Annotated in this window: 2 protein-coding genes; both read right to left on the reverse strand. The window is 52.8% G+C overall.

Translation table 11 applies throughout. The annotated features are described in order from the left end of the window. Window positions 1-103: 103 nt before the first annotated feature. Window positions 104-1,714 carry a sulfate adenylyltransferase subunit CysN gene (gene cysN / locus B2067_RS04515; RefSeq protein WP_301387603.1) on the reverse strand — a complete coding sequence of 537 codons (1,611 nt, stop codon included), beginning with the start codon at window positions 1,712-1,714 and terminating at the stop codon, window positions 104-106. Then, a partial coding sequence (locus B2067_RS04520) for a phosphoadenosine phosphosulfate reductase family protein (RefSeq protein WP_301387604.1) occupies window positions 1,714-2,065 on the reverse strand: 352 nt, incomplete at its 5' end. The genes B2067_RS04520 and cysN, both read right to left, overlap by 1 nt.

Below are 2,065 nucleotides of genomic sequence, written 5' to 3' on the forward strand. Positions count from 1 at the left end.
CCGGATATCCGGATTACACGCATAAAAAAGCCCGAAGGCAGGTGGCAGAGGCTTTCTCTGCCACCGGAATCCGGGCTTTTCAGGTATCAGCGTTGACCTGAGATCAGATAATACCTTGCTCCTGCAGGTCGGCCACCAGGTTGTCCAGAGACTCCTGATCTGCTGCCAGGCTGATATCAGCGCCGTCAGCACCGCCGGCAACCAAAGCAACCAGACCGTTTGCCTTCAGAACCTGAGCGGTTTCCGCAGTGGCAATGCCGGAAACACGGCCCATTTCGTACAGACGACGATCCAGAGCATTGACGATGTCTTCCGCGTTAGCAGCGTTCACCGCAACGATGGCAGGCTTCTGGTTGAAGCGACGTGCTTTTTCGTCAGCAGACACTGGTGATGTGTTGCTGCCGTCAGCCGCTGCAGCACCAACGATCATACCGGCACCGATTGTGACGTTGCTAAGGCGATCAATAATGATGAAAGCACCTGTACCCGGGATTTTTCCGTAGGTATCAAATGGAATCGCTTTATCCAGAGACACTTCAACCAGCGCGATCTCATTGAGCGCAACTTGTTCAGCCGCGCTGTGCTCAAGCGTATTCACATCGATCAGGTGATGAATCTGGGTGAAGGTACCTGTAGTCGCGCTGGAGGCAAACTTAAGGTCGTAGGGCTTGCCCGGCACCATTGCGCCTTCGGTCATCCAGACGATGTTCGCGTTCAGCTTGCTACCTACTTCTGGAAGGTCATTCGCTTTAACGATGACGTCACCACGACTAATGTCAATTTCGTCTTCCAGTGTCAGTGTGATGGCCTGGCCAACGAATGCTTCTTCCAGGTTGCCTTCATAGGTGACAATGCTTTCGACCTTACTGGTCTTCTGCGATGGCAACGCCATGATGGTTTCACCCGGCTTGATCGTGCCTGAGGCAATCGTGCCGCAGAAGCCGCGGAAGTCGAGGTTAGGGCGGTTTACGTATTGCACTGGCAGACGGAAGTTGTCGAGGTTCTTATCTTCGTCAATTTCGACGGTCTCAAGAATCTCCATCAGGGTCTGACCTTTGAACCATGTTGAGCGCTCGGAGCGTTCTACAACATTATCGCCGTCCAGGGCAGACATAGGTACAAAGCGAATGTCTTCCAGATTCAGTTTGCCGGCAAACTCAAGGTAGTCTTCACGGATTTCATTGAAGCGGTCTTCACTGAAGTCCATCAGGTCCATCTTGTTGACCGCAACCACCACGTGTTTGATGCCTAGCAGAGAAGCAATAAAGCTGTGGCGTTTGGTCTGAGTCTGCACACCGTAACGGGCATCAATCAGGATGATTGCAAGGTCACAGGTCGACGCGCCGGTCGCCATGTTGCGGGTGTACTGCTCATGTCCCGGGGTGTCAGCAATGATGAACTTACGCTTGGCGGTTGAGAAGTAGCGGTAAGCTACGTCAATGGTAATGCCTTGCTCACGCTCAGCGGCGAGACCATCAACCAGCAGGGCCAGGTCGATTTTCTCGCCGGTAGTGCCGGATTTCGCCGTGTCTTTTTCGATCGCTGCCAGCTGATCTTCATAGATCATTTTCGAGTCGTGCAGAAGACGGCCGATCAGGGTGGATTTGCCGTCGTCCACGTTTCCGCAGGTCAGGAAACGCAGCATTTGTTTGTTTTCGTGCTGCTTCAGGTACTCAAGGATATCGGAAGCAATCAGATCGGATTGGTGTGACATTAGAAGTACCCCTCCTGTTTTTTCTTCTCCATCGAACCTGATGAGTCGTGATCAATGGCGCGGCCCTGGCGTTCTGATGTGGTGGTCAGCAGCATTTCCTGAATGATTTCAGGGAGTGTTGCGGCTTCAGATTCAACCGCGCCAGTCAGCGGGTAACAACCCAGGGTACGGAAACGTACAGATTTCATCTCTGGTACTTCGCCTTCTTCAAGAGGCATACGGTCGTCGTCGACCATAATCAGCATGCCATCGCGCTCGACGACAGGACGCTTGTCAGCAAAGTACAGGGGTACCAGTGGGATATCTTCGAGATAGATGTACTGCCAGATATCGAGTTCGGTCCAGTTTGAC

It is taken from the genome of Thalassolituus sp. UBA2590, from assembly GCF_002339775.1.
Lineage (GTDB): Bacteria > Pseudomonadota > Gammaproteobacteria > Pseudomonadales > Oceanobacteraceae > Thalassolituus.

Coding starts and splice junctions, on each gene's coding strand:
- cysN (WP_301387603.1), bottom strand. CDS start 1,714: ATGTCACACCAATCCGATCTGATTGCTTCCGATATCCTTGAGTACCTG.